Origin of the sequence: Bradyrhizobium sp. LA6.1, from assembly GCF_040547805.1 — a bacterium.
Lineage (GTDB): Bacteria > Pseudomonadota > Alphaproteobacteria > Rhizobiales > Xanthobacteraceae > Bradyrhizobium > Bradyrhizobium barranii.
This window is the reverse complement of the sequence record NZ_JBEPQK010000022.1, coordinates 139,776-164,729: the sequence shown is the minus strand read 5'-3', so window position 1 is coordinate 164,729 and position 24,954 is coordinate 139,776. Positions and strand designations below refer to the sequence as shown.

Genomic DNA, 24,954 nt, shown 5'->3' with positions numbered 1-24,954 from the left:
CTAAGATCGGAGCAGCCAAGGCACCAGCGCCAGGGTCGTTACCATCACGACGACGGTAAAAGGGACACCAATCTTCAAGAAATCGCCGAAACCGTAATTGCCCGGTCCGACCACCAAGGTGTTCACCGGCGAAGACACAGGCGTCATGAAGGCGGCCGAGGCCGCGACGGCGATAGTCATCGCGAAGGGATACGGCGAGGCGCCGATGTCCTTCGCGACAGCGAGCGCTACTGGCGCCATGAGCACCGCGGTCGCCGTATTCGAGATGAACAGGCCAAGGGCAGCCGTGATCACGAAGAGCAGCGCCAACAGGACTCGCGGTGATGCCTCGCCCGCAAGATGCGTCACCGCGTCGGCGGCGAGATCGACGCCACCGGTTCGTTGCAGTGCCAGCGAAAAGGGCAGCATGCCGACAATAAGAACCAGGCTCTTCCAATTGATCGAGGCATAGGCGCTGTTGAAATCCACGCAGCCCAGCAACCCCATCAGCAAGCAGCCGATCAGAACCGCGTGCACGTTCGGCACCACACCGCTGACCATCATACCGACCGTCAAAGCCAGCACCGCCAGAGCCTGAGGTGCGAGGTTCGCGGCCGGCAGAACCTCTTTGTGCTCGGTCGGTAGGTTCAGGACGACAAGATCCGAGAATTCGGATCGCAGCTTGCGGATGTCAGACCAGAAGCCGGTCAGCAGAAGGGTGTCACCGACCTTCAAGGTCTCATCGAGCAGCCCCTGGCTCACGACCTCGCGACCGTGCCGCAACCCCAGCACCGTCAATCCCATTTCGCTGCGCACCCGCGCTTGCAAAATGCTCTGGCCAATCAGCTTGGACTCCGCCGGGACGATGACTTCGACCATGCCGATCTCCTGCGAGCGATCGGTGAAGTAGCCGCAATCGCCCAAAGGGAGCTTTTCGACCATATAGTCATTCAGCATCCTGTTGGTTTCGGCAGGGGACGCGATGACGTCGAGCAGCAAGATCTGCCCCGCGGCGAGCTCGGTCCTTGCGTTCGGGCGGATCGCCTCGGACCCGAAGCGGCCGGGAAGCTCGATGGCGAGCAAATTCACGCCGCTGTTCCGGAGCGGGAGCTCTTCCAGGCGCTTGCCGACCAGCGGCGAGTCAGTCAGCACGCGCACGCGCAAGGCGCGATCGGCGAGGCCATACTGCGTCACCCAATCAAACAAGTTCGGCTGACGGCGCTCGCCGTCCACACGCTTGGCCGAGACGGGCAGAAACCGCCGCGCGAACAGCATATAGGCAATGCCGAGCGCCAGGAATGTGAGCCCAAAGGGCGTGAAGCTGAAAAAGCCGAAGCCTGCCGCACCCTGGCGGATCAGCTCGGCGTTGACCACGAGATTCGGCGCCGTCGCGACCAGGGTGAGCATGCCACTGATCAGGGCCGCAAAGCTCAAGGGCATCATCAGTTGGCTCGGCGCGGCGCCCGTGTTCTGACAGATGCGCAGCACGACCGGGATGAATATGGCCACCACGGCGGTCGAACTCATGAATGCACCGAGCCCGCTGACCGCGAGCATCAGTAGCACCAGCATGCGCGTCTCGCTGCTGCCGGCGGTCGCATTCAGCCAGTCGCCGAGGCGACGCGCCACACCCGTGCGCACCAGCCCTTCTCCGATCACGAAGAGGCCCGCGATCAGCACGATGCTGGGATCACTGAACCCCGCCAGCGCCTCGTTGATGGTAATCACCCCAGTAAATGGCATGATCACGATCATCAGCAGCGCGACCGCATCCATGCGCGGGCGATTGGCCATAAACATCACGATCGCGGCCGCAAGCAGCAGAAGAACCAAAGCAAGATTGGTGTTCATGCGGAAATACCCGGTCGGTTAAGACGCAAACCAATCATCCTGCGCAAACTGCTCATCCTGCGAATGGCCAGAGCATGGGCACGAGAAACGTGCCTACCAGGAAGAACCAGAGCAGCAACGGTAGACCCATCCTCCAGAAATCGCCAAATCGATAGCCGCCGGGGCCCTGCACCATGAGGCTCGCTGAGGCGGCGATTGGCGTAAGAAAGGAAGCGGCCGCAGCCACCGCCACCGTCACCAGCGCGGTGCGCGGCGAGACACCGACGGCTTCCGCGGAGGCAATCGCTATCGGAATGACGATGAGTGTCGTCGCCGTGCTGCTGATCAACTGGCCGATTAGCGCCGTGAGCAAAAATAGCCCCGCCAGCAGCGCGTACGGGCTCGCATTGCCGACAATGGCAACGAGTGTATCGGCGATGAGATAGGCTGCACCCGTCTTGTACATGGCGGTCGAGAGCGGGATCAGCGAAGCGACCATGATCAGCACGTTCCAGTTGATCGCCCGATAGGCTCGTTCGATCTTGAGTACACGCAACAGGATCACCGCGCAGGCCGCCGCCAATCCAGCGACGACTCTTGGCACGACGCCCGTCGCTAGCAGCGTAACCATGACCGCGAGAATGACAATGGCGCGTATGGAGCCGGTGCCCAGGGGCCTGGCCTGGCTGCGGATCATGTCAGGGGCAGCAACGACGAGCACGTTGGGATCTCGCCCGTACTCCTCAAGCGCTTCCCAACGGCCTTGCAGCAACAGCGTGTCACCCGCCGCAAGAACGGTTTCGCCCGGTCCGAGATTCTCGCCGCCGCGTTGAACGCCCAGGATAATCAGATCGCCACTTTCGGTGACCATGCCGGGGAAGACGGTCTCACCGATCAGACGAGAGCGGGGCGGCAGCACCACCTCGGAAAAGCCATGGCTATCGTTGAACAGTGCCTCCCGCATTTTGCCGATCGTCTCCTGGCAGGGCGTCAGGCCATGCTGCTCCGCGAACGCGTCCATCGCCGCCTGCTCACCGCGCATGATGAGCCGATCGCCTTCCACGAGAGAATGTTGCCACGAGATGCTGTTCTGGCGGCGAGGGCGAATAGCGATGAAGCTGAGTTCCGGGTGGTTCTCGCGCTCCAGCCGCGATTCCAGTACTGCCTGCAACGTGCCGCGATAGGGCGAGGCGGCGGTGATCTCGAGCTGGTACACCTGGTCAAACAGCTTGTATTGCTCGGTCAGCATGCGCGAATGGTGGCTTAGATCCTCCGGCATTTCCCGGCTAGTGCGCACCGGCAGCAGCGTATCGCCGAAAAGAATCACGATGGCCACGGTGCCTGCCAGGAGCGGTACGCCGATTACCGTCATCTCGAAAAAGCCGAAGGGCGCGAGGCCGACATCGCTTGCCGCGTCGGAAAGCAGCACGTTCACAAGGCTTCCGGTCAGTACCAGCATCGAACCCGAATAGGAGGCGAAGGCGAGAGGCATCATGAGTTGCGCAGGCGGCCGCTTGAGCCGGACGGAGACGATCACCAGCATGGGCAGCAGGGCAGCCACTGCGCCACCCGAGCCGATCAGCGCCGTGAGAAAGGCCACTAGCAACATCGACAGCACCAACAGGCGTGTCCGGCTTTCGCCCGCGTAACGGATCAGCACCTGGCCCGCCCACGTGGTGACGCCGGACGAATCCAGGCTGGCACTCACCACGAAGAGCGAAGCAATGAAGAGTATCGTGGTGTCGCCGAAGCCTGCCAGCGCCTCGGAGAGCCCCAGAATGCCGGTCGCGTAAAGCACGAGTGTCGCACTTAGCGCCACGACCGCGACCGGCACCCAGTTCGAGACGAACAGCAGCACCATCGTGGCGATGATGGCGAAGGTAAAGAGTATATGCGGCGTCATCGCACCTCGCGAGGGCGGTCTGGCTCGGAGCCAGCGCTGCTTGCCCGTGCCGCTCTACCGCGACAGCGCTTCCAGAATACGTGCCCAGGAGCGGATGCCCTTATGGAAGCTCTTGAGATTGTACTTCTCGTTCGGGCTGTGGATGCGGTCATCCTCGAGGCCGAAGCCCGCAAGCACCACGTCCATGCCCAGCGATTGTTTGAGCTGATGGGTTACGGGAATGGAGCCGCCACCGCCGATGAAGACTGCGGGCTTGCCCCATTCGGCCGTCAGTGCGTCGCGCGCCTTGCCGAAGGCCGGGGCCTCGATCGGGAAGCGGATCGCCTGACCCGCGCCATGCTCCAGGAATTCCACACGGCAATCGGCCGGGACGCGTGCATGCACATGCTCCCGGAAGGCTTTGCGGATGGCATGGGGGTCCTGATCGAAAACCAGGCGGAAAGACACCTTTGCCGATGCCATGGCGGGAATCACGGTCTTGAATCCGGCCCCCTGGTAGCCGCCGCCCATGCCGTTGATTTCGCAGGTCGGGCGCGACCAGACCATCTCCAGCGCGTCGCGGCCCTTCTCGCCGGCGGGAATCGAAAGCCCGATGGCGCCGAGGAAGGACTTTGCGCTGAAGTTCAGGCTGTCCCATTGCTCGCGCAGCGCCTTCGGAAGTTCCGGTACGCCGTCATAGAAGCCGCGCAGCGTGACGCGTCCGTTGTCGTCGTGCAGGTCAGAGAGGATGCGGGCGAGGATGCGGTTCGGATTGGCCGCGGCCGAACCATAGAAGCCCGAGTGCAGGTCGCGGTCGGCGGCGTGTATGATGACCTCTTCCCCGCAGAGTCCGCGCAGCATGGTCTGGATCGCCGGCGTCTCGTGGTCCCACATGTTGGTGTCGCAGATCAGGCCGATATCTGCGCGCAGCTCCGCGGCATGGGCATCGAGAAAGCCCGGCAGGTTCACGCCACCGGATTCCTCTTCGCCCTCCAGCAGGATCGAAACCGGAATCGGCAGTTTGCCGGTGACCGCCTTCCAGGCGCGGCAGGCCTCGACAAAGGCCATGAGTTGGCCTTTGTCGTCGGCGGAGCCGCGGCCCGTGATGATCTTCGCGCCATCGGACATCGTCTGGATAGACGGGTCAAAGGGATCGCGATCCCAGAGCTCGAGAGGATCGACCGGCTGCACATCGTAATGACCGTAGAACAGCGCCGACAGACCGGGCACGTTGCGGTCATGCGCCACGACCATCGGGTGCCCCGGTGTCGGGCGCACCGAGGCGTCGAAGCCAATGCTCTTGAGGTCGGCCACGTGCCATTCGGCATTGGCGGTACATTCGGCCTTGTAAGCCGGATCGGTCGAAATCGACTTGATGCGCAGGATCGCGAACAGACGCTCGAGAGCCGCATCGAGATTTGCGTCGACGTTGGATAGGACATCATCGAGCTTGGTCATGGAGCCCTCCGGAGGGTCTTCTGAGCCGTTGGTCAGTACGCGGGCGCGATCGCCACATTGTCCGTCGTAGCAAACGCTGTTTCTTGCCAGGAGGTTACGATTGCTATTCGTTCCTTCCGCGCTTACGCGGCGCCGGGTCGGGAATTTCGCCTGGCAGGAAGTTGGGCAGCTTCCCTGCCGGGAAAATCGCAAGCAAGGCAACGCCAGCCATGATGAGGAGGCCAATTTTCAACGCGCGCAATCGCACGACAGTGTTGACGCGCACCGCTTCCGCCACTTGAGCCGGAGAGGCCGTGGTTTGCTCCATCACGCTCTGCAGCCGGTCATTGCTGATGAAGGTGATGTTATCCAGGTCCAGCTGCGCCTGTATCTCAGGCGGCAATTTTGGATTTTCGGCGATGGTCCGCAAAACAGCCGCGCTTAACAGGCCGACGAGGAGTGCCCCGGCCACCGCTGTGCCGACGGCCGCGGCGAGATTGTTAGTCGTGCCGCGCAGCGAGCCGACGTCGCCCGCGAGCTCTTTCGGCGAAGCCGTGACCAGCACGTTGAACAGCAGTGTGACCAGCGATCCCTGTCCAATGCCGAAAATCACCAGCCCAAGGAGAACCGGGACGGCGCTCCAATCATTCCTCACGACAAAGGCGAGCCAAAGGAGCGCCACAGTGCAGAGTATGAAGCCATAGCGTCCGATCTGCCTCGGCGTGAATCGACCATAGAATCGCACGATCAGCATCGCAGCGAAGAAGACGGTGAGGTTGAAGGGCATCATGGCGATTGTTGTCGCCAGCGGCGTGCGCCCCTGCACGATCTGGATGTATAATGGAACCGAGAAATTGAGCATCGCTTCCAGTGCTACGACAGCAAACATCGCATACACCGCCGCCCGCTCCTGCGGGGAGTCGATCACCTCGAGCGCAAGAAGCGGGGTCTTCCCCGCAGCCTGCTGTCTGTGGGTCCAACTCAGAAAGCCCTGACCGAGCACGATACCCATCACGATCATGATCGGGGCGGGAGATACGCCAAAGAGGTCGAATGGCGCATTGGGCCCCGCCAATCCCAGCCCCCACCGATTGAGGTTGTTGAAACCGAAGCTGATCAGAATGATGGCTGCGGCAGCGAGAATGACACCTACGAAATCGATCCGGACCTCCGGACGCGCCTCATCGGGCTTGAGACGAAAGCTCAAAAGGAAAACCACAGCCGACACGGCGATCAGAATCCCGAACGCAGGGCGCCATCCGATGAATGTGCCTAGAGTACCGCCGATGACAAACGCCAGAACGCCCGCAGCGGCGCGCGCGGAACCCAATGCGCCAACGGCTGTTGCCTGCTGCCGCCCCTTGTAGTTTTCCGCGATAAGCGCGACCAACGACGGTACGATCACCGCACCAGCCGCGCCGGACAAGGATTGCGCAGTAATCATGAGATCCGCGTTTGGACTGAACGTCATCAACGCCTGCGCGGCGCCGAACACGGCAACGGCAACGCGGAATACGTGCGTCGCTCCGTAGCGCTGTATCAGCTTCGCACCGAGCATGACGAAGCCGGCAACAAGCATCGAATAAGCCACGATACCGCTGGCGACAGTCGTGGGCGGAACGCCAAAACTGTTGACCATCCCTCCCAGCGCAACTGGCAAGGAGGCGACGTTGAAAGACATGATCATCTGGCCGAGGGCGATAGTGATCATCGGCACCCAGGATGCATTCTCTTCTTCAACGGAGTGAACCGTCGTCGCAGATGCCATCGTCATGGCGTGTCCCCTGTCATTTCTTCTGAAGTCCAGCCACAGTCAGTGCGGGCTGAATCTCGGACAATTGCAAACCTACGCTTCCGGGTTGGACATGAATAAATCCATGCCCAGCCGCTGCGACAGATACTTCGCTACAAGCTGTCCCTTGACGCTGTTTCCGGCGCTGTCAAGCGGCGGCGCAAAAGTCCCCAGACCGCCCTTTCCGGGAGAGACCGTGACGATCCCGCCGCCGATGCCGCTCTTGCCCGGTAGCCCGACATCGTAAAGCCAATCGCCCGATGTCTCGTACATTCCGGCAGTCGTCATGACGGCCAGTGCGTAGTGGCAGACCGACGGATCGACCACGCGCACTTTCGTGATGGGGTTCACGCCACCGTCCGCCAAAGTCGCACCCATCACCGCCAGATCCTTGGCACTCACATTCAGCGCGCATTGTCTGGTGTAAAGATCTGTCGCCTCTGCCGGATCACAGTAAATCCGTTCGAAACTCTGGAGCAGGCGGGCGATGCTCTGGTTTCGGAAGTTGGTCTCCGTCGCCGAGGCATAAACCTCGTCGTTAAGCGCAAGCGGACGTCCGGCGAACTGTGACAATCCGTCGTAGATGAACTTCCATTTCGCATCAGCCGTCGTTCCCGGGACGAGGCTTGTCGTTGCAATCGCGCCCGCATTCACCATCGGATTTGTGCGGCCATCGGGACTTCGTTCGACGGCAGCGAGCGAGTTGAACGGAAGGCCGGTCGCGTTCGCTCCAAGCTTCTGACGTGCCTGCGCCGCGCCGAGGGCCTGACAGACCAATGCAAAGATGAACGGCTTGGAAACGCTCATGATCGAGAACTCGTATTCGGCCGCCCCCACAGCGTAGACCGCGCCGTTGGTGCCGACCACGCAAACGCCGAACAGGTCGCTCGGTACTTCGGCGAGCGCGGGATATACTTGAGAGTTCTTGCCGTCCGTATTTGATTTGTAGCGCGCGTACACCTCGTCGATCAGCGAGATGACTTCCGCTTCGGCCGGCAAGTGTCCGGTTGATACGTAGGAATAGTTGTTGTCGGCATCGGCGTTCGCATTCATTGCGCGTTCCAAGCCTCCATAATGAGAAGCACCGAGGGAGCCCCGACATGTGTCGGGTCAAACGCCCCTCACTCGCCGTTTTCGTTCACTGCCTTTAACGAGGCCCAACGGACCGTCATCTAACGTTGATTTTCCTTGGTGAACAATCAGGCCATTTACCCGGACATCTCGGGGTTTTTCCGGGTTAGGGCTGCCTTGCGCCTCATAATCCCCAAGGCAAGCCCAGCAGGTACCAGACAACGAACAGCACGGTCCAAATGATGGCTATCCAGAGAGTGTACGGCAACATCAGCGCGACAACCGTTCCGACGCCCGCTTTCTGGTCGTAAATCTGGGCAAATCCGACCACCATGGCAAAGTAGGCATTGAGCGGGGTAATCGCGTTGATCGGCGAGTCGCCGACGCGGTAGGCGGCCAGGACGGCCGCGGGATCAACGTTAAGCTGCACGAACACTGGCACGAAGACCGGCGCGAAGATGGCCCATTTGGCGATCGCCGGCGTGAACACGAAGTCCAGGATCATGACGACAATGATGAAGCCAACCAGCAGCCACAGCGTGCCGATATTCGCGCTCTTCAAGACATCGGCCATCGTCAGGGCCATCAACGTTGGAATGTTGCTATAGTTGAAGTAATCGACGAACTGGCTGATGACGACGAAGAGGAGGATGGTGCCGCTCAGCGAAGCCACCGCCTTGGTCATGGCCGCGATGACGGCCGTGGAGCTATTCACCGTTTTCGCGCCGATGCCGTATGCGATCCCGGTTGCAAGGAACAGCACCATGATGACCCCGATCAGGCCGTTCATGAATGGTGAGTTGCCGATCAGGACGCCCGTCGTCGGATTGCGCAGGGGCGCGCCCGACGGAACCGTTAGCAGAAGGAACAGGATCACGACCCCGAGCAGCGCAAAGCCGCTGTACCTCAGCCCACGCGACTCGTCGGCGGAAAGCTGCCCTCCGTTCGCCTCCGGCTGAGTGTTGGCGGTCTTCTCGGTCTGGTAAGCGCCCAGCCGTGGCTCGATGATCCGGTTGTTGATGAGCGCGATGACGATGGTCAGGACAACAACGGAGGCGATCGAGAACGAGACGTTGGCGGTCAGATCCAGCGACGTGGTGGGGTTGACCATGTGGATTGCGTCGTTGGTGATTTCCGTCAGAACGGCATCAAGCGGCTTGATGATCATGTTCACGGTGAATGCACCGGCGACTGCGGCAAATCCCACAGCGAGCCCGGCGAGAGGATGCCGGCCAACGCTCAAGAAGGCGGCGCCGGCCAACGGGATCAACACCACATAGCCGGCGTCTGCGGCAATGCTGGACAAGATGCCGACGAACGCGACGATGTAAACGAGTGCCCAGCTCGGAGAGACGGCCACGAGTTTTCTGATCAACGCGTTGATCAGGCCGGCTTCCTCGGCGACGCCGACGCCCATCATGGCGACGATCAACAGCCCAACCGCGGTGAAACCCATGAGGTTTGGCACGAGCCGGGTGTAAATATGACGAATTCCATCCGCCGTCAGCAGGCTATTGGCGGCAGAGGTCGCGGTCTCGACCTTGTGAGTATCCGGGTTGATGACCTGATAGGTGACGCTTGCCCCCAACATGTAGAGTAAGTGAGACAGCACCAACGCGATGGCGATGAGGATCAGAAATATCACGACCGGGTGCGGGACGCTGTTTCCGACACGTTCGACAGTGTCGAGGGCTCTTTGCGTCATCGTCTTGGATGGCGGCGTGTTGGTGGCGTCACTGCGCGCGCTCATGTCGGAAATCCTCCCGCTCCATTAGCGACGGCTGGAGCAGCGCTGGTACCATGATGATCCATGCTATGAGAACAGCGAGGAAAGATCGGACGCCAATGCGCGCTCGAAACCGCTGATCTCGTAATCAACGCGACGACCCCGCTACTCCTCTGACGAAGATGCCAGCGTCATCGCCGCGAGTGCGGCGACGATCTGAAAGGACCATGGAGACACGGAGGCCTCTCGGGAGAGGATTGCTCATCCTTTCGCGATCTGTCCGTTCACACGCTGCCTTACGAACAATCAATAAGGCGCTTCAAAATCCGGCTGAATACCGAATGCGCCTAGATTGTTCCGGGGCAATTACCGACCCGAACGAACGTCTGTGTCAGCAAGGCTTCCATGTCTGCCTGCGAAGCAACAAGGCTGTCTTCAGAACCGCACAGTGGCCGAGCCAAGGATGCGATTGGCGGTACCAGAGCCGGTGCTGACCGGGGCTGTTGCTGCGGTGCCGCCGTACACGTCCCGATGGGAGTAGACATATTCAAGACCGACGTCGAGCCATCCGGTCCCGACGCTGTTGCCACGAAGCTCGGCGAACGGGCTCCAGATCAAATTGAAGATCCCCTGCTGCATGGTGCTGTTCAACGACGTCGCCGAGACAGATCCCGGCACGAACAATTGCGCATAGGACGGATATTGCTGCCATGCGTAGGAGTAGACGAAATTGCTGCGTAATTGCGGTGTCCAGAAGCGGCGGTAGCCTGCGCTCGCGCCATAGGTCGGCAGGGCGTCGAGGCTGGGATCGACAACGCCGGGCAGGCCGATGTTGGACAGCGCATCCTGGCCGAAGGTATTGGCGCCGAAATAGCGCCCGATGCCTTGGCCGTAATAGGCCATGCCAACCAGCTCGTCCGGACCGAAAGCTGGTGACAGCCATCGCATTGGGAAGCGACCGCTACCTGCGACACCCCAACCGGCGGTATTGCGCTCGACCGCTGGCGGCGCCGCCGCCGTACCAGCCGTGCGGATGGTGAGATCGCGCAGCAGGCCGCGCAGGTCGAGGCCCAGGCCATCGTTCCGGTATTCGAGCCGGCCGAGTAGATCGGGCACGGAGGCAAATGACGGACTCAATCCACCAAAGCCAGCCGGGGTGCTGATCTGCGTGAATACGCCTGCCGCGGACGTGTACTGCGTATCCGGCATCTCGATCGAAACGTGCCCGGTCAATCCCGGAGCCAATGTCGCGGTCGCCCGAACCTGCGCCTGGCGCACGAATGACTGGTTGAGATTGGTCGAGAAGTTCACGGTTTCATAAACGCCCTCGTTCCACAGGCTGTTCGCCCAGCCGACCAGGACACGAAACTGTTCGCTGCCGACCTCGCCCCAGGCCTGACGGAGCCGAAAGACCGCATTGGGTGAGGCTGCCGTGCCCCCGCCGAAGTCGCCTTCAAAGCGGGTTTCTAGAGTGCCCCAGGCGGTCGCCGTGCGCGTATCCATACCGATGCGGCTGAACCGGGCGGACAATCCGGTATCGCCTCCCTGGATGTCGGCGGGGCTTCCGGAAAGCGGAATGGTTTGCACTGTCGGCGCATCGGACTGATTGCGGCCATTGAAGTCGTGGTAGCCATTGACGTTCGCGAAACCGTAGAATCGCACCTCGGACTGCGAACCCGGGATGCGCAAGGACAAGCCCGGGAGATCGGAACGCAGCGCGTCCTCGCCTTCGCCGTCGAACTGACTGCCCATCGGTTCGGGCGGACGCAGGCCCGGAATGGGCGCCGCCGCGGCTTGCGGAGGGACCGCAGCACTCGCAGTCATTCGCGGCTCAGTCGACGCAACCGGAATCGCAGGCGGCTTTTGCCCGGCGGTCGGTACGACGACGTCACGACGTGCGGTGGCGGCTTGGGACTTCGAATGCTTATCGCGCGTTTCGAGTTCGTCGACGCGACGGCGCAGCGCGCTGATCAGCTTGTCACCTTCTGTTGCGCGGGCTTGCAGCGCATCGAGACGGCGCATCAACTCTTCCATGGAAGGTTTCTGCTCCTGACTGGCGGGTGTCTGTGCCAAAGCCGGACTGGAAAATATTGCGATTGATGCAACGCCGCAAAGCGCTCGGAATGTTCGCACGCAAGCCTCCTGTTGGCACGTTCGGGGCACATCGAGTTTTGCGCTTGATTTCAGCGATCGCAAGCCGGCTCCATCGAAGGTCGAAATTTTCCGCGAGATTGTGCCATTTCGGTTGTACCGCAGCGCAGTTGCATCGCGCTCGGTCGGCTCAACATCATCCTGCAGCGCAGAAAGCGATCTCAGGATAGGGAGGGGTGCGTGAAATCGAAATGGCTCACAATCCCACCACTGTGCGCTGCATCCCGTATCGTCGCGTCTTGGGTGTCGCCGCCATATTTGCGTGGCACGAACTGCATAGTCATATGCCGGAATTCATGCCAGTCATGCGAGGTTTTGGTCTTCGGAGAATACAACCTGCTGGCTGAGGGTAAGATCGAGCGTATAATCCGATCTATCCCCTAGGGCGTTTCCTGTAGTCCGGTGATCGATGCTGGGACGACTGGAGAGGGGAGCTTTCGAGATTGAGCGTTGAGTTCGACCTCGAAAAAAGACCCGGAAAGTTGGGTGCGTACCGTGAAGCCACACAGTTCTCCTGCTTGCGAGCCGGCGCGTCCCTTTATCGACGATCACCTGATTGGTCAGGACGCAATTGGCGATCGCTCATATTGGACACACTCCGAAGAGCTCCTTTTCGCGGTCCGCCCCTCACGTGGCGGGCGCTTCGTGTACGAGGCAATCAATCAGGCCTTCGAGGCTCTCCTTGGAATGTCGCAGCAGGAGGTCCGAGAGCTGGACGTCTTCGAATGTCTTGCCAAGGAAGACGCCGAGCGTCTCTGTGAAATCCTCCAGGCATGTCTTGCGGAAGGAACCGAGGCCAAAATCCAGCACAGTCTGATGCTCGGCGGCTTGCTGCGGGATGTCGAGACAACCGTTGTTCCGATCCTCCATCCCATGGCCGGCAATGCGGCCCGGTTGATTGGCGGTCATCGGTTACTCCACAAGGAGGGGCTCGACTGTGTGACTGAAGAGGCTGCTTTCCTTCACGGGGACGTCAGCCTGATGTCCATCCGCGAGGACATCCACCAGCGGATCGCATCGGAGCTTCATGATTCGACATGCCAGGAGCTGGTTGCCGCCAGTCTTGGTGTGATGCGTGTCCGCACTTGCCTCGATAACCCGCGCGGCGTCGAGCGGCTTTGCGATGATATCGACGCGTCGATCGACGCGGCACTCAAGGAAATCCGTTCCCTGACCTATCTGCTCCACCCCCAGGATCTGACGGACCGGGGACTCAAGGCGACGATCGAGCAGCATGCCTTGGGGTTTGGTGCACGTACGTCGTTGCGGGTGAGCACGAGGATACCCGCCGCCGTCGATAAGCTACCTTACGCGAGCCAGCTCTCGGTGCTGCGGGTCATTCAGGAGGCGCTCACGAACATATTCCGCCACGCGAAGGCGACGGAGGTCAGAATCGCCGTCGAGGCGATCGAGGGGCACTTCCATCTGACGATCAGCGACAACGGGCGCGGTTTTCCGGTCGATCACACCAAACGTGGCAACGGTGCGATATCGCCCGGTGTCGGCATTCCCGCCATGAGAGCGAGACTTAAGCAGCTTGGGGGCACGTTCGAGATCCGGTCCAATCCTGCACCGCGACACACCGGCACGACGCTGTGCGCGGTGTTCCCGCATGGTCTCATGAGCAAAAGGCGCAGCCGGCGCGCGTCACTGAAATCATAAGCCAGCGTGTGCACGGAATGACGGAGATCAGGGACCCCGAGGGCAGGCAGTCTCTGTCCGTCGGTTCCCGGAGTTCCCTCCACGAAATGAAGGCTGATCGACGATGATCGTGTAGCGGTCCGATTTGGGCTGCGCGCGGGCAAGACCCGTCGATGTCTGATTGGAAACGCCGATGTTTGGTACATCCGCCCGGAGATATCAGGGTTTTGCAGGATAACCCATTGAAGGATAATCGGTAGATTGGCACACTTGACTGCTGGAAATCTCCATCCATTGCCCGACAGGTTCTGGGCCCGCATACGGGAACGACGCCGTGAAACGCATCGTGATTGCGGATGATCATGAAGTCGTACGTTCCGGGCTCCGAGCGATCGTTGAGACCCGCTCAGACTGGATCGTCAGCGGAGAGGCGACCAACGGCGAGCAGGCTGTGGCCGTGGCGGTGGAGACGCGTCCGGACGTCGTGATAGCCGACTATTCGATGCCGCTGATGAACGGACTTGAGGTCAGCCGCCGCCTCAAGTCGATGCACCTGCGCACCGAAGTATTGATCCTGACGATGCACGAGAATGAGGAATTGCTGACTGAAGCCATCCTGGCTGGCGTTCGCGGCTTCCTGTTCAAATCGGACGCCAGTAGGCACCTGATCTTCGCGATCGAGGCCTTGCTCGATGGCAGACCTTACTTCACGGGCGTTCTGTTGGAGAAGTTGCTCCACGAATACCAGGCCGGCAAGCAAAATACGTCCGATATGCTGCTCACCGCGCGCGAGCAGGGCGTTGTCCAGCTTATTGCAGAGGGACACACCAACAAGTCGATCGGCGTCATCCTGAAGCTGAGCGTAAAGACCGTCGAGACCCACCGCGCGTCAGCGATGCGCAAGCTCAGAATGTCATCGACGGCCGAGCTCGTCCGCTACGCCGTTCGCAGGAAGCTCGTCAATCCTTGATGGAGCTTTCAATGCGAGCCGCCGCCTCGCTAGCGATCAGCGACAACGCGTTCTCCCGTTGGAAATGCCGCGATTTTCGCTGGAGCGACAGCGGTGCTGTCAAGGTCCGGACTTGGGCAGACCCGCACCAGGAGCATCCGGGCATTTCCTTCCAGCGGCCCGAGGCTCGAAAGCACGACGTTGATCTCCCGAATTCGACGATACAACGTCGAGCTCGGCACACCTCGCTGACCGGCAGCGCAATGACGGATTATGATCGTCCGACGGACGCCCATTTTCAGCCGCATAAGCCTGGGATGCGACCGGCAAGTCATTGAAACCGCAGCTGACTCTTAATCAGCGGGTCCCAGGTTCGAGCCCTGGTGCGCCACCAAGCTTTTCAATAGCTTAGGGGTTTGTTACGGTCGTCATTCCGACAGACGCGCCGTGGCTATTCCGACAAACCGGCTGTCTTTGTTCTTTCTTCTCGCCGTTTCTTCGTGCCGGAAATTAGCTGTTTCCGTGTGCGCTTTGCATAGGTCGGCAACTGCCGCGACGAGCGATGGCGGCCGGCGGCTCTGAGCTCAGCGCCCGTCAGATCGCTGTCGGCTCCCTCGGTAAAAGCCGCCGTGGCGGAATGATGTAAAGGACAGCTCTTCACGGAGATCGACTGCACGGACGATCTTTTTCACGACCCCGCGCAGGTAGCGAAGATCCTGCTTGGCTGTGATCCAGGGTAGCGGGGTAGGTGTTAACTCCATCGCATCGGCTTTCCGCCGTTGGCCGCACTCTCCTGAGCAAGTATTGCGATACGCGTGGCGCGCAGGGCCTCGTTTGCCGCAATCTGCAAGGTCTCGCCGCGGGCGAGATGATCAAAGACGAAGCTGGCGGGCGAGGCGCCCACGGGCAGGTCGATTTCGCGCCGGGGTCTCGTCGCCGTCTCGACGAGCAGTCGATTTTCCGCGAACAGAACGTCAGCACGACCCTTTGTCCCGGAGATCCGCATGGCATAGTCGCCGTGCCGTGGCGATGCTTCGGGCTGGATCCAGTCAACTTCGATCGCGAATTCCGGTCCGCCATCGCAGGCGAGAATAGCACGCCCCAGCGCGGGAAAGTTCGTCGTGCCGGCAGCCGGGGTCGACGAAATCCAGCCGCTGATCGTGCCGCTGGTGTATCCCGTCAACCAAAGGGCCAGATCAATATCGTGGACCGTGAGGTCAGCGAGGATGCCGCCATAAGTTGATGGTTCGAACATCCACGCTGGACGTCGGCTTGGGACCAGCTTGTGCGGCCCGGTTGCAGTGATGGATACAATGTCTCCAAGTTGGCCGCTGTCGATCACGGATCGGAGTGCGAGCGTGACCGGATAAAACCGCTTCTCGAGCAGAAGAGTGAGCAAATTGCGCCCGGCGAGCGTCTCCTCGATAAGCGCAAGCTGGGCCAGGGTCACAGCCATGGGCTTGTCGGCGATCGCGAAGATGCCGCGGCGTAAAAGTTCGACGACGATTGGAGCGCGAAGACCGAATTCGGTGAAGACTGCTGCGGCCCGAACCCGATGCGCATCCAGAAGCGCATTCGGGTCGGCGTAGCCGGGCGTCTTCGTACGTCGTTCGAGCTCGGTGCGCCGCGCTGGGTCATGATCGGCGACGGCCACGACCCTGACGTCGGTTCTGACAGCGATCTCTGACAGTACGTATTCGACATGCGGGTGGGCTGCGCCGATGATGGCGATGTCGAGCATCTCGGAGCTAGCTGGCATGAATGGCCTCCGCTGCGATCTCATTGGGGCTGACGGCGCGACCTTCGGAAGCCGAGCGATAGATGGCGTCAACCAGTCTCGCAGCCTCGAATCCATCCCTGAACGTGCTCGCAGGCGGCCGTCGCTCCCGGACGGATTGAACGAAGTCGCGCCATTGCGCGATATGTCCTTCGATCCCGATCGCCTTGGGATCGCTCGCGGCGCTGCCAACCCCGGCCGCGCTTGGCGGCTCGGCAACATCAGCAAAATCCCAGCGCACGATGCTGTCGTTTGCGAGCTCGCAACTGCCGCGATCGGTGAACAGTCGAAGCATGGCCGGCCGTCCCGGAGGCAGCGCCGTACTCGTCACGATCACGCCGAGCGTGCCGGATGCGAAAGACAGCAGCGCCGCCGTCGTGTCCTCGACGGCGTGTGCGTGTCCGAGCGTCGTCGTCTTGCCTTGAACGCTGTCGACGGCTCCGAACAGCCAGAGCATCAGGTCGAGATTGTGAACGCCCTGATTGAACAGCGAGCCGCCGCCATGCTCCGCTTCGCTGCGCCACGGCTTCTCCGCGTAGTAGGCGTCGGAGCGGTACCAATGGATCGCCGCCTCGATCAGGCGCGGCTGTCCGAGCCGGCCAGTGTCGAGCAGGGTCTTGATCGCCTGGTGCTGCGGTTCGAGACGGCGCTGCGAAACCACGCCACAGGTCAGCTGCGAGCGCTCGGCGGCGCGGACCAGTGACGCAGCCTCAATCGGATCGACGCAGAGTGGCTTTTCGACCAGCACGTGCCGCCCCGCCTCGATCGCAGCAAGCGCGACGTCATGATGCGCGCCGCTCGGGGTGCAGACCACGACCGCGTCGATCCCGGCATTCGCGAGCATCGCCTCGGTGGTCGCGAATGCCGGAACGTCCTCGCCATTCATGCACGCAGCAATCTGCTCAGGCGTGCCGCCGGCGATCGCGGACAAGACGGTATCGTCGAGCGCCCGTATTGCCCGCGCGTGTGTTTCGCCGATCGCTCCCGGACCGATCAACCCGATGCGAAGCCGGTTCATGTCTCAGTCCTCAAGAGTTGCAGCGATAAGGACGGCCCGCGACATAGACCGTCTCGGGCACGAGAGATTCATCCTCGCCGAGATGGAAGCGCAGCAGATCGGCCGGCGCACCCACCGTCAGCGCAGGAAGGTTGAACGGGATACGCGGATTGACCGTTGCGAGCCTCAGCGCCTCTGCCAGGGTCAATCCGGCCATGCGTCTTGCCGTGGCTACTCCGAACACGAGGCTGACGGCTGCGCCCGCCAGAAAGGATGTGCCGACGACTTCCAGCCGGCCGTTCGCCTTCAACTCGACCTTGCCGCCGATCGGCGCGTCGTAGATTCCGGGTGTGCAACCCGCGAGCGCGGCGGCATCCGACACCAGGATCGCTCGCTCCAGCCCCTTTGCGCGCAGCATGGCCTTGAAGGTCTCGCGGGGAAGGTGATGGCCATCGGCGATGAAGCTCGCCCACAGCCCGTCCTCGGCCAGTTGCGACCAGATCGGGTTGGGATGTCGCGGCAGCGTGGCGGCGATGCCGTTGCCAAGATGCGTCGACAATATTGCGCCCGCCGCGACGGCGGCGGAGATCTGATCCGGTGCGGCGTTTGTATGGCCGAGGGCAACACGGACGCCGCGCGCATGAAGGCCGCGCACATAGGCGTCCGTTTCCGGCCAATGCGGCGACAACGTCACGAGGCCGACAAGGTTTCCGCAGGCCGCCTGCCACGCGTCGAACTCGTCGAGATCAGGCGGCCTGACATGTTCGGCCGGATGCGCACCGCGCGGACCATCTTCTGGCGCGATGTGCGGGCCTTCGACATGCACGAAGGGCATTGCGTGCTTGAGAAACGGATCGCTGTCACGCGCCTGTGCAATGGCGCGCAATGCATCGATGATCGCATCATGCGATGCCGTGATGAGCGTAGGGGCAAAACGCGACACCCCGCTGTTGTGGACGGCCGCGACGAGATCGCGGACCGTCCGGAGATCAGGGCGGCCATTGAGATCGTAGCCCGCAAAGCCGTTCAATTGCAGATCGAACAGGCCGAGCGACAGCCACAGCCCGTCATCGTCACCGCCGGGAACGATGTCCGTGATCCGGCCGTCCTGAATGACGATGGTGCGATTCTGTCCGGTCTCCGGATCGCGGCCCGAAACGCGCGTTGCCGGATCTGTCATGCGCGTACCGGGGTCAGTGAGAGCTGCGGCGGCGTGGAATCCTGGTCGAGATACAGCGCGCAACGTGGGTGCGTGCGGAGCGCGCTCGCCGGGCACTCGGTCCCGATCGGACCGTATAGCGATCGTTCGACGGCGGCGCGTTTGGACGCGCCGGGCACGACGCAAAACAGCCGGTCGGCATCCAGGAGCCGGGGAATCGTCAGCGTGATTGCATGTGCCGGAACATCTCCGAGCGTCGGGAAGCACTCATCGTCAACCTGCTGCTGCCGGCACACTGCGTCGAGCTCGACGATCTTGACCGACTTGGTGTCGTGCAGATCGGCGACCGGCGGGTCATTGAAGGCGAGGTGACCGTTCACGCCGATTCCCAGGCAGATGATGTCGATCGGGGCTTCGCCGAGAAGGGCCGCATAGCGTGCTGCTTCCCGCTCCGGATCCGGCTCCTGCCCGATCAGGTGAACCGCGCCGAAAGCGATGCGCGAGAACAAGTGACGCGTCAGCCAAGCCCCGAAGCGCTCCGGCGCATCCGCGGGAAGTCCGAGATATTCGTCCATGTGGAAGGCTGTGACGCGCCGCCAGTCGATATCGCGCTCGCGAGCAAGGGCATCCAGCATCTCCGCCTGGCTCGGTGCCGCCGCGAAGATCATCCGCACGTTACTCTGCCGTCCGAGGTGGTTGCGGAGCGCAGCAGCGACGTCCGCAGCGGCCGCCCGGCCCATCGCATCCCGCGTTTTAAACGTCGCGATTGAGGGAGTCACCGAAGCCGTCATGCTCATCCATGGTCTGCCGGGCCTGCACTTTACCCTCGAGCGGAGAGAATGTGATGCAACCGGTTGCATGTCAAGCTTGCGCCCCGGGCCCGGCCGGGGCATGTCTAGGTGAAGGCGATGCAGAGGAGGCGGCCTGCGGTGAAGCGCGATTCCGATAGCGGTGGGGAGGGACGTCCATCGGTCGTGCCGACGATCAGTCAGGTCGCGAAGGCCTCCGGGGTTTCGCGTGCCACCGTATCGCGCGCCTTCTCGCGGCCGGAGATGCTGACCGAGGAGACCGTCCGGCGCGTCAAGGAAGTCGCGGGCAAGCTCGGTTATGTGCCGAACCAGGTCGCGCGTGCGCTTTCGACCGGACGCCACGGCAACGTCGCGCTCATCGTCTCGGATGTCGCGAACCCGTTCTTTCCACCGCTGATCAGGGCGGCGCAACTGCGCGCCGACCAGGCCGGGCTGTGCGTCTTCCTCGGCAATTCGGACGAGGATCCCGCGCGTGAGGAGTTGCTGGTCGGCCGCTTCATCGGCCAGGTGGAGGGACTTGTCCTCGCCTCGTCGCGCCTGGACGAAGAGCGTATCCGCCGTCATGCGACGCGCCGGCCGCTGGTGCTCATCAATCGCGATATCGAAGGCATTACGCGGGTCCTGATCGACACCGCGCCGGGTGTGGCGGCTGCGATCGCACATCTGGCCGAGCTGGGGCACCGGCACATCGCCTATGTCAGCGGCCCCACGACGTCGTGGTCGAACCAGCAACGGCGCAATGCCGTCCGGCGCGAGGCGGAGAAGCGCGGGCTCAAGGTGATCGCCGTGCCCGCGCGTCCACCCTCCTATGACACCGGCCGTGTGGCGGCGACGCAGATCGTCGCGAGCGGCGTCACCGCGGCGATCGCGTTCGATGACCTTGTCGCTCAAGGCTTGATGGCAGGGTTGGCTGCGCTCGATGTCGAGGTGCCCAAATCGTTCAGTGTCGTCGGCTGCGACGACGTCCTCGGCGAAACCACCTATCCGCCGCTCACCACCGTGTCGGCGCGCTGCGCCGATGCAGGCGATGTCGCAGTCGGTCTGCTGCTCAGCCAGATGAATGGCGGCGTGTCGGGCGAGATTCGCCACAAGCTGAATTCCCATCTCGTCATTCGCGCCTCGACCGGGCCGGCGCCAGCGAAGCGGCGAGGCCGCTGACGATTTCATCAAAGGCCTTCGAAAGCGGCAACGGATCGCAATTGACACGCAACCGGTTGCATGCGAGCTTTTTCGCAAGATTTGTCCCATTCTGTATTGCGAGAATGACCCTCATGATGAGACCCGTCGGCAGGTTCGGCTACATCACGCGTTCCGAGGACAACATTCGCCCGGCGAATTCGGGGCGTCGGTCATGGATGTCGGCCGCGCTGTCGCTGGCGCTCGCTGTCGCCGTGCCGGCGTTTGCGTCTCCTGCTTCGGCGGAGAAGCTGACCATCTGGAGCGGGTGGCCTGATCTGGCCCCGTTCTACAAGCGCGTCGGCGACCAGCTGAAGAGCAAATACCCGGATCTCGAAATCAGCGTTGAGGCCATTGCGCTCCGCGAGCACGAGAAGCGGTTGGCACTGTCGCTTCCATCAGGCGCGGCCGGGGACGTCATCGAGATGGAGGTCGAGGCGGCACGGTATCTCGAGGCCGGCCTCATCCCGGAGCCGCCGGCGTCGATCGTCGATTTCGTCAAAGCCAATTACGACATGACGCGCGTGAAGACCGCCATGTACGAGGGCAAGATCTTCGGTGTGCCGTTATTCCAGGGGCAGGGCGCGCTGTTCTACAACACCGAGATGTTCGCCAAGGCTGGCCTCGACGGTCCGCCCAAGACCATGGCCGACTACACCGCTTATGCGCAGAAGCTCGCGCAGCGCGATGCCTCCGGCGTGCCGACGGTGAGCGGATGGAGCTTGCGTCTCAGCGGCGGCGGCTCGGGCATCGCGGAGAAGTACTGGACCATTCTCTATAATCACGGCGGGACGCTGCTCGAGGAGAAGGGCGGAAAATGGCGCGCCGCCTATGCGAACGCAGCCGGCCGCGCCGCACTCAAGCAGTATCTCGACAACGTCGTGGTCTACCGTACCGTGACGCCCGAGATGAAGGCGGATGCGGAGGCCTTCGAGCTCGGCCAGACCGCGATGTTCATCCGGGAATCCTGGGTGATCGGCGACGTCGCCAAGAAGGCGCCCAATCTCAAATACGCCACGGCTCCACTGCCCAAGGGCACGCTGATGGTCCCGGTCGATCTCTACGTGCCGAACAAGGGACCCAAGAGCCAGATCGCCTGGGATTTCGTGCAAAAGGCCAACGAGCCGGAAAATCTGCTCTGGCTGCTCGAGAACACGGCCTGGGTCCCGAACCGCAAAGGCCTCGACTACTCCGCCGTGCTCAAGAAAATCCCGCAGCTCGACGCCTTCGTCAACACGCCGCCCGGCCACGTTTTCTTCACGGTCCCGGCGATCAGCCCTGCCAGCGAAATCCTCACCCGGCTCGCGGCGCGGCTGGAGAAGGCGTTCACCGACAAATCGCTGGCCGGCAACGACGCCGCGATCGATGCTTTCCTGAAGGCCGCGGCTGAGGAGAGCGACAAGATCCTGGCCCGGGAAGACCTGCTGGCCAAACCCTAAACTCCATCGACAGGGACCCACTCAATCCAGGCGCCGGCGGCTGACCGGCGCTTGCCGGAGGATGCATGCGCACCACGCCGAAATGGCTGTTTCCAGTTCTGGCGTTGCTTCCGGTCCTCGGCCTCTATGGCTGTATCCGCGTCTATCCGATCATCGAGACGCTGCGGCTCAGCCTCTTCCAGTGGAATATCATCTCGCGGCGCAAGCCGTTCGTCGGTTTCGCCAACTTCGTCGAGCTGGCGAGCGACCCGCTGTTTCTCGAAGCGATCTTCAACACCACCATCATCGCCTTTAGCGTCGTAGCGATCACCATCCCCGTCGCGCTTGCGCTCGCCGCCTTGATCAACACCCGGCAGGGGCTGCGGCGCAGCGGCGTCTATGAGGCCTCGGTCTTCCTGCCGCACGTCGTCTCGCTGGTTCCGGCGGCGATGGCCTGGAAATGGATTTTCGACGCCCGGCTCGGGCCGCTCAACGCCCTGATCGGCCTCGTCGGGATTCCGGCCCAGTCGTGGCTGTTCGACCCTGTCCTGTCGCTGGTGTGCCTGATCGTTCTCTGCTCCTGGCAGGCGATCGGCTATGCCGTCTTGATCTTCCTGGTCGGACTGAAGAACGTCCCGGAGGCGCTCTACGAGGCCGCGCGCCTCGACGGCGCCTCGTCGTTTCAGGCCTTCCGCCACATCGCCGTGCCGCTGCTAAAGCCTGTCATGCTGTACGTGTCGGTCATCACGCTGATCTCGTCCTACAACATCTATGCGCAGGCCTTCGTGCTGGCATCGGATGTCCAGGGTGCGCCGGGGCGTCTCGTCCGAGTCCTCGTCCTCGACATGCTTGAAAACAGCTTTCGTAACTACCGGGTCGGCTACGCTGCCGCCGAAGCCGTCGTACTGCTCGTCATCGTCCTCATTTTGACCAGCGCGCAGTTCAGGCTGTTCCGCGACAGGAGTCGCGCATGAGCGAGCAGGAACGCGAGCATCCGTCCGTCGTTGGTCAGAACGGTGCCGTCGGCCTCGTGATCGACGCCGTTCTTGGCGTCGTCAGCCTGATGATGCTCCTGCCGCTGGTCTTCCTGATCAGCAACGCGTTCAAGACGCAGCCGGAGCTGCTGGCGTGGCCGCCGACCGTCATCCCGCACCAGCCGACGCTGGAGAACATCGTCAGCGTCCTGCGCGAAACGCCGCTGTTTCGCTGGATCGGCAACTCGCTGATCTTCGCGACACTCTCGACCGCGAGCATCGTCTCCACATCGGCGATCGCAGGTTATGTGCTCGGCAAGTTCGATCTACCGGGGATCCCGGTCATCTTCGGCGTGATCATCGCGACGGCGGTCGTTCCCTTCGAAGTCTACATGATCCCGCTCTATCTCAACGTCCAGTCCGCCGGCCTGTTGAACACCTGGCCTGGGCTCCTGGTCGGCTATCTCATCATGAGTTTCGGCATCTTCCTGGTGCGGCAATATGTGATGACGTCGATCCCTGACGAGCTGCTGGAGGCTGCCCGGGTGGATGGCGCGGGGGAGCTCTGGATCTTCCTGCGGATCGTGCTGCCGCTGATGCGCGGCCCGTTGGGCGCTCTTGCCGTGCTGGCGTTCTTTCAGGCCTGGACTGCCTTCGCGTGGCCGCTCGTGGTCATGACCAACAAGGAAACCTATACGCTCGAGGTTGGGCTCGCCTTGTTTCAGACCGGCTTCACCGTGGACATCGGTCGCCTCAGCGCGGCCGCGGCGCTGGCGCTGGTTCCGAGCGCACTGTTCTTCTCGCTGATGCGTCGAAATTTCGTACGCGGCGTGGCCTCCAGCGGCTTGAAGGAGTGACGCCATGGCAGCATCGGAATAGGCGTAGATTTTCCTAGCAAATCATCCGTCTCTTAATCAGCGGCTCTGTCGGAGCATCTCCAACTGATGAGTGGGCGACGATTACATTCGCCATCATCCAAGTCGGTCTAGCGCCATCAAGCGGATTTGCGATGCGCGAACTTGAACGAAAAGTGCACGTATCTGGTGCGGTAGTCGCGCTGAGGGAAACGAAGACCAAGTAAGATACTGACGTGATTGGTGGGCCCGGCAGGACTCGAATCTGCAACTAGATCGCCATGAGCGGCGGGACAATGGCCGCCTCCGTTGATTTTCCCGCGCATTTCGTTCTGTTGGTGATAGTGTGACAACGCCAGTCATTCCCGGCGACCGACGGCAAGCGAATTCCATTCGCATCCTACCCGCTAGTCGCTGCGGTCTGCCAAGGTCAGCGTCTTGGTTCGCGTTGATAGGACGTGAGTAAAAAGTTCATAGGAAAGCAAGCCAGGCGGGAATGGATCGTGAGTTTCTTCGAGCGTCTAAAGACAGAAGCATCTGCTGAGTGGCGGGCCTACACCGAGCATCCCTTCACGAACGGATTGGCAGATGGCTCGCTCCCTGAAGCCGCATTTCGTCACTACCTTGCTCAGGACTATCTGTTCCTCATCGAGTTTGCGCGCGCCTATGCGCTCTCGGTCTACAAGTCGCCCAAGCTTGCCGACATGCGTGAAGCTGCGGCCGGCCTGTCGGCCATCCTTGATGTCGAAATGAGCCTTCATGTGAAGCTGTGTGCTGGTTGGGGTCTATCCCCGAGTGACCTTGAACAAACTCCTCCGGCGGTCGAGATGCTGGCCTACACACGCTACGTGCTCGATGCTGGAATGCGCGGCGATCTGCTGGCACTCAAGGTGGCACTTGCCCCCTGCGTGATCGGGTACGCGGAGATCGCAACGCGGCTCGCCTCGCGACCCGATGCGGACGCTAGGACGAACTCCTATCGGAGTTGGATCGACGAGTACGCTGGCTTGCCATACCAGGAGGTCGCGGCGAAAGCGCGTGCGCATTTGGAGCATCTCGCCGATCTCTACGCCACGCCGGCTCGCGAGGCAGAACTGATTGCCATCTTCAAGGAGGCCACTCGGCTTGAGGCGGACTTCTGGGAAATGGGCTGGCGTGTGGGCCAGCGTGTTGAATAGCCCTTCGGCAATCGGTTGATTGCAGGGACTCGTTTGACGGCTGCTGTGCACGAGTTGCGGAGGCGCGTTGTTCTAGAGGAACGCAGTGCGCGGGATTGCTGGAGTAACGAAGCACGCGGCCTGGAACAGGCGCGAAAGTCCTCGCCAACGATAG

18 protein-coding genes and 1 tRNA gene are annotated in these 24,954 nt (G+C 61.9%); 8 read left to right on the top strand and 11 right to left on the bottom strand.

The window, feature by feature from the left end; all coding sequences use genetic code 11:
- The 7 genes from ABIB99_RS37840 to ABIB99_RS37810 all read right to left on the bottom strand — a co-directional run bounded on the left by ABIB99_RS37840 (position 1) and on the right by ABIB99_RS37810 (position 11,751).
- Entirely contained in the window at positions 1-1,830 is a 1,830-nt protein-coding gene (locus ABIB99_RS37840; protein WP_354180739.1) for an SLC13 family permease, read from the bottom strand.
- 52 nt (positions 1,831-1,882) lie between these two features.
- Positions 1,883-3,712: an SLC13 family permease gene (locus ABIB99_RS37835; protein WP_354180737.1), complete on the bottom strand. Its 1,830-nt coding sequence runs from the start codon at positions 3,710-3,712 to the stop codon at positions 1,883-1,885.
- Between the two features lie 54 nt (positions 3,713-3,766).
- Positions 3,767-5,149, bottom strand: a complete 1,383-nt coding sequence (locus ABIB99_RS37830; RefSeq protein WP_354180735.1) for a M20/M25/M40 family metallo-hydrolase — start codon at positions 5,147-5,149, stop codon at positions 3,767-3,769.
- Positions 5,150-5,252: 103 nt separating this feature from the next.
- On the bottom strand, positions 5,253-6,902 hold the full coding sequence (locus tag ABIB99_RS37825; RefSeq protein ID WP_354180733.1) for an MFS transporter: 1,650 nt from the start codon (positions 6,900-6,902) through the stop codon (positions 5,253-5,255).
- 72 nt (positions 6,903-6,974) lie between these two features.
- Positions 6,975-7,973 carry a glutaminase A gene (glsA, locus tag ABIB99_RS37820; RefSeq protein WP_231142855.1) on the bottom strand — a complete coding sequence of 333 codons (999 nt, stop codon included), beginning with the start codon at positions 7,971-7,973 and terminating at the stop codon, positions 6,975-6,977.
- A gap of 202 nt (positions 7,974-8,175) precedes the next feature.
- Positions 8,176-9,741, bottom strand: a complete 1,566-nt coding sequence (locus ABIB99_RS37815; protein WP_354180730.1) for an AbgT family transporter — start codon at positions 9,739-9,741, stop codon at positions 8,176-8,178.
- A gap of 411 nt (positions 9,742-10,152) precedes the next feature.
- Positions 10,153-11,751: a DcaP family trimeric outer membrane transporter gene (locus tag ABIB99_RS37810; RefSeq protein WP_354180728.1), complete on the bottom strand. Its 1,599-nt coding sequence runs from the start codon at positions 11,749-11,751 to the stop codon at positions 10,153-10,155.
- A gap of 567 nt (positions 11,752-12,318) precedes the next feature.
- Here ABIB99_RS37810 and ABIB99_RS37805 point away from each other — a divergent pair.
- From ABIB99_RS37805 to ABIB99_RS37795, 3 genes are all read left to right on the top strand, one after another.
- Positions 12,319-13,530, top strand: coding sequence for a sensor histidine kinase (locus tag ABIB99_RS37805; protein ID WP_354180726.1), 1,212 nt, complete (start codon positions 12,319-12,321; stop codon positions 13,528-13,530).
- 313 nt (positions 13,531-13,843) lie between these two features.
- The gene (locus tag ABIB99_RS37800; protein ID WP_028152046.1) at positions 13,844-14,479 is read left to right on the top strand and encodes a response regulator transcription factor; all 636 of its coding nucleotides are present in this window, start codon (positions 13,844-13,846) and stop codon (positions 14,477-14,479) included.
- Positions 14,480-14,773: 294 nt separating this feature from the next.
- Positions 14,774-14,849 (top strand) — tRNA-Lys (locus ABIB99_RS37795).
- A gap of 360 nt (positions 14,850-15,209) precedes the next feature.
- Here ABIB99_RS37795 and ABIB99_RS37790 read toward each other — a convergent pair.
- From ABIB99_RS37790 to ABIB99_RS37775, 4 genes are read right to left on the bottom strand one after another with little or no spacing between them, the layout of a single operon-like run.
- Positions 15,210-16,199, bottom strand: coding sequence for a Gfo/Idh/MocA family protein (locus ABIB99_RS37790; RefSeq protein ID WP_245343956.1), 990 nt, complete (start codon positions 16,197-16,199; stop codon positions 15,210-15,212).
- Positions 16,200-16,206: 7 nt separating this feature from the next.
- A complete protein-coding gene (locus ABIB99_RS37785) occupies positions 16,207-17,253 on the bottom strand; it encodes a Gfo/Idh/MocA family protein (RefSeq protein WP_354180721.1) in 1,047 nt (348 codons plus the stop codon).
- Positions 17,254-17,263: 10 nt separating this feature from the next.
- Positions 17,264-18,412 (bottom strand): N-acetylglucosamine-6-phosphate deacetylase, encoded by a 1,149-nt coding sequence (locus tag ABIB99_RS37780; RefSeq protein ID WP_135214220.1) that lies wholly within the window; start codon positions 18,410-18,412, stop codon positions 17,264-17,266.
- Complete coding sequence (locus ABIB99_RS37775) at positions 18,409-19,251, bottom strand: glucosamine-6-phosphate deaminase (RefSeq protein WP_354180719.1); 843 nt, start codon at positions 19,249-19,251, stop codon at positions 18,409-18,411. The genes ABIB99_RS37780 and ABIB99_RS37775 overlap by 4 nt, the downstream gene beginning before the upstream one ends.
- A 69-nt stretch (positions 19,252-19,320) precedes the next feature.
- Here ABIB99_RS37775 and ABIB99_RS37770 point away from each other — a divergent pair, with 69 nt between their 5' ends.
- From ABIB99_RS37770 to tenA, 5 genes are all read left to right on the top strand, one after another.
- The gene (locus ABIB99_RS37770) at positions 19,321-20,358 is read left to right on the top strand and encodes a LacI family DNA-binding transcriptional regulator (protein WP_135214221.1); all 1,038 of its coding nucleotides are present in this window, start codon (positions 19,321-19,323) and stop codon (positions 20,356-20,358) included.
- Positions 20,359-20,471: 113 nt separating this feature from the next.
- Positions 20,472-21,815, top strand: coding sequence for an ABC transporter substrate-binding protein (locus ABIB99_RS37765; protein WP_135214222.1), 1,344 nt, complete (start codon positions 20,472-20,474; stop codon positions 21,813-21,815).
- A 65-nt stretch (positions 21,816-21,880) separates the two neighbouring features.
- Entirely contained in the window at positions 21,881-22,768 is an 888-nt protein-coding gene (locus tag ABIB99_RS37760; protein ID WP_063981792.1) for a carbohydrate ABC transporter permease, read from the top strand.
- Positions 22,765-23,625, top strand: coding sequence for a carbohydrate ABC transporter permease (locus ABIB99_RS37755; RefSeq protein ID WP_354180716.1), 861 nt, complete (start codon positions 22,765-22,767; stop codon positions 23,623-23,625). The genes ABIB99_RS37760 and ABIB99_RS37755 overlap by 4 nt, the downstream gene beginning before the upstream one ends.
- Positions 23,626-24,125: 500 nt before the next feature.
- On the top strand, positions 24,126-24,800 hold the full coding sequence (gene tenA, locus ABIB99_RS37750; protein WP_354180714.1) for a thiaminase II: 675 nt from the start codon (positions 24,126-24,128) through the stop codon (positions 24,798-24,800).
- Positions 24,801-24,954 lie beyond the last annotated feature (154 nt).

Excerpts from the sequence above, each read along its gene's own strand:
- ABIB99_RS37830 (WP_354180735.1), bottom strand. The coding sequence starts at position 5,149 with ATGACCAAGCTCGATGATGTCCTATCCAACGTCGACGCAAATCTCGAT.
- ABIB99_RS37780 (WP_135214220.1), bottom strand. The coding sequence starts at position 18,412 with ATGACAGATCCGGCAACGCGCGTTTCGGGCCGCGATCCGGAGACCGGA.
- ABIB99_RS37835 (WP_354180737.1), bottom strand. The coding sequence starts at position 3,712 with ATGACGCCGCATATACTCTTTACCTTCGCCATCATCGCCACGATGGTG.
- ABIB99_RS37785 (WP_354180721.1), bottom strand. The coding sequence starts at position 17,253 with ATGAACCGGCTTCGCATCGGGTTGATCGGTCCGGGAGCGATCGGCGAA.
- ABIB99_RS37760 (WP_063981792.1), top strand. The coding sequence starts at position 21,881 with ATGCGCACCACGCCGAAATGGCTGTTTCCAGTTCTGGCGTTGCTTCCG.
- ABIB99_RS37815 (WP_354180730.1), bottom strand. The coding sequence starts at position 9,741 with ATGAGCGCGCGCAGTGACGCCACCAACACGCCGCCATCCAAGACGATG.
- ABIB99_RS37825 (WP_354180733.1), bottom strand. The coding sequence starts at position 6,902 with ATGACGATGGCATCTGCGACGACGGTTCACTCCGTTGAAGAAGAGAAT.
- ABIB99_RS37810 (WP_354180728.1), bottom strand. The coding sequence starts at position 11,751 with ATGGAAGAGTTGATGCGCCGTCTCGATGCGCTGCAAGCCCGCGCAACA.
- ABIB99_RS37755 (WP_354180716.1), top strand. The coding sequence starts at position 22,765 with ATGAGCGAGCAGGAACGCGAGCATCCGTCCGTCGTTGGTCAGAACGGT.
- ABIB99_RS37790 (WP_245343956.1), bottom strand. The coding sequence starts at position 16,199 with ATGCTCGACATCGCCATCATCGGCGCAGCCCACCCGCATGTCGAATAC.
- ABIB99_RS37840 (WP_354180739.1), bottom strand. The coding sequence starts at position 1,830 with ATGAACACCAATCTTGCTTTGGTTCTTCTGCTGCTTGCGGCCGCGATC.
- glsA (WP_231142855.1), bottom strand. The coding sequence starts at position 7,973 with ATGAATGCGAACGCCGATGCCGACAACAACTATTCCTACGTATCAACC.
- ABIB99_RS37775 (WP_354180719.1), bottom strand. The coding sequence starts at position 19,251 with ATGCAACCGGTTGCATCACATTCTCTCCGCTCGAGGGTAAAGTGCAGG.
- ABIB99_RS37765 (WP_135214222.1), top strand. The coding sequence starts at position 20,472 with ATGATGAGACCCGTCGGCAGGTTCGGCTACATCACGCGTTCCGAGGAC.